Origin of the sequence: Kitasatospora sp. MY 5-36, from assembly GCF_001182915.1 — a bacterium.
Classification (GTDB): Bacteria; Actinomycetota; Actinomycetes; order Streptomycetales; family Streptomycetaceae; genus Kitasatospora.
Genome location: NZ_LFVW01000495.1, coordinates 1 through 2,598 on the forward strand (window position 1 = coordinate 1; position 2,598 = coordinate 2,598).

The 2,598-nt window shown below is 76.3% G+C and carries 1 protein-coding gene and 1 pseudogene; one reads left to right on the forward strand and one right to left on the reverse strand.

Features of this window, described 5'->3' with window-relative positions; translation table 11 throughout:
• A pseudogene (locus tag AE652_RS28040) lies at nt 1-200 on the reverse strand (sensor histidine kinase); the annotation flags it as partial.
• A 267-nt stretch (nt 201-467) separates the two neighbouring features.
• Here AE652_RS28040 and AE652_RS28045 point away from each other — a divergent pair.
• Nucleotides 468-2,519: a serine hydrolase gene (locus tag AE652_RS28045; protein ID WP_049656430.1), complete on the forward strand. Its 2,052-nt coding sequence runs from the start codon at nt 468-470 to the stop codon at nt 2,517-2,519.
• Nucleotides 2,520-2,598 lie beyond the last annotated feature (79 nt).

Below are 2,598 nucleotides of genomic sequence, written 5' to 3' on the forward strand. Positions count from 1 at the left end.
GGCACCAGCAGGACGCCGAGGCCCACGCCCAGCAGGACGGCGGTGACCGTGGCGGCGACGAGCAGCAGCAGCTGCGGCACCGCGAACCCGGCCAGCGCCGTCGCGCGCAGCAGGTCCCGTACGGCCCGGCGCGCCCGGTCGAGCGGGGTGCCCGCGCTCACCCCGGCGGCCTCGGCGCCGTCCCCGACTTCCTTGCCCACGCTGCCCGTTGTCACTGTCCGTCCCCCTCCGTACCGGCCTCGCGGCCGCCGTCCCGACCCTGCGGACCACCAGACTGCCCTACCCCGCCGCCCTGTTCACGGGGCCTCGGCCCCCTCTCGGCGGTACCTGGGTACACCCCCCGATCGACGCCCAGGGGCCCTGCCCCGGCCCACCGCTCCCGGCCTAGCGTTCGAGGTGTCCGGAAGCGGCCCGTCAGCGGAGCGCCGGATCCCCGCCAACCACCGCAACGATCACGGGAGTTCGCCATGTCCAAGCGCTTCGCCGCCGGCCGTCCGCTGGTCCGTCTGGTCCTGGTGCTGGCCGCCCTCGGCCTCTTCCTCCACGGCCTCACCCCGGCCCACGCCGCCGGGCACGCGTCCGGAACCGGTGCGCCGACGGCCGGAACCGGCGCGCCGACGACGCGAACAGGCGTGCCGACGGCCGGAAGCGGCGCACCGCCCTCCCCGGCCGACCCCGTCCAGGTGAGAGCCCTGTTCGACGAGCTGCTGCCCCGGCTGCTCGCCGAGCACCGCATCCCCGGCGCCGCCGTGACCGTGGTGGCCGGCGGGCGGGAGGTCTTCTCGGGCGGCTACGGCGTCGCCGACACCCGGACGAACCGGCCCGTCGACCCGGCGCGGACCGCCTTCTTCATGGGCTCCGACGCCAAGGTGTTCACCGCCGTCGCCGTCCTCCAGCAGGTCGCGGCGGGAAAGCTGGACCTGGGCACCGACGTCAACCGCTACCTGACCGCCTTCAAGGTCAGGGACGGCTACCCGGGCCGCCCGGTCACCGTCGAGAACCTGCTCACCCACACCGCGGGCTTCGACGACAGCTTCATGGGCCTCGCCCAGGCCGGGCCCGAGCGGGTCGAGGGCCTCGGCGCCTCGCTCGCCGCCCACCAGCCGGACCGGGTCCGCGCCCCCGGCACCGCCGCCGCGTACGACAACTACGGTGTGGCGCTGGCCGGTTACCTGGTCGAGACGGTCTCCGGGCAGCCCTTCGACCAGTACGTCTCCCAGCACGTCCTCCAGCCCCTCGGGATGGACCGCACCACCTTCAGCCAGCCCCACCCCGCCGCGATCGACGCCGACCTCGCCCGCGGCCACCGCCCCGAGGGCGACGGCCAGACCGGGACCGCGGGCCTCTACGGCCCCTGGACGCCCACCGGCGCCGCCGCCGTCACCACCGCCGACGACATGGCGAAGCTGCTGCTGGCCCTGCTCCCGCAGGGCGGCCCGGACGCCCGGCGGATCCTCGACCCGGCGACGGCCGAGCGGCTGCTCGCCCGCCACTACGGCCCCGACCCGCGTCTGCCCGGCCTGGCCTACCTGCTGGAGCAGCGCACCCACGGCAGTGAGCAGCTGCTGGTCAAGGACGGCGACGTGCCCGGCTTCCACAGCAACCTCGCCCTGCTGCCCCAGCGCGGCCTCGGCCTCTACGTGACCCTCAACGGCGACGGCACCGACGCCAGCGGCGGCTGGGCCACCCAGCAGGTGCTCACCGCCTTCCTGGACCGCTTCCTGCCCGCGCCCCCGGCCGCCGCGACCGCGCCGCTCACCGGCGGCCTGGACGCCTACACCGGCGACTACCGCTCCACCCGCACCAGCCACGCCGACCTCACCCGGGCCGCCGCCCTGATGGCCTCCCCGCACGTCACCGCCGAGCACGGCCGGCTCACCGTCACCGGCCCCGTCACCCGGGACCCGGAGGCGGCCGAGACGCACTGGGAGCAGCTCGAACCCGGCCTGTTCCAGCAGGTCGGCGGCACCGCGCGGATCGCCTTCCAGCGGACCGCCGACGGCACCCTCACGCTGCTCACCGACGCCGACCCGACCATCGCCTACCAGCGGCTCGCCTGGTACCAGGCACCCGGCCCGCACCAGGCGGTCGCCGTCGGCAGCCTCGCCGTCCTCGCCCTCACCCTGCTCGGCTGGCCGGTGGCGGCGGCGGTCCGCCTGGCCCGCCGCCGGGGCCGGGCCGACCGGCCGGCCGTACGGCTGCTCGGCTGGACCACCGGGGCGCTGCTGCTCGCCGCCACCGGCTGCTTCGCCCTGCTGACGGCGGACGCCAACGCGCTCAACCAGACGCTGTTCCTGGGCGATTCGCCGCTGCTGACGGTGGTCCCGGCCCTGGTCGTGACGGCCCTGGCGCTCTCCCCGGTGATGGCGCTCTGCACGGTGCTGGCCTGGCGCGGGCGCTGGTGGAACCTGTTCGGGCGGCTGCACTACACGGGGCTGACGCTGGCGGTGCTGCTCTTCCTGCTCCTCGCGGGGGCGTACGACCTCACCGGGACGGGCGCGCTGGACCTGCTCGGCTGAGGGCGGCGCGTCGGCAGGACGGTACGGCGGTACGAGAACGGCGGCGGGGCCCGGGAATCACCCCGGGCCCCGCCGCCGT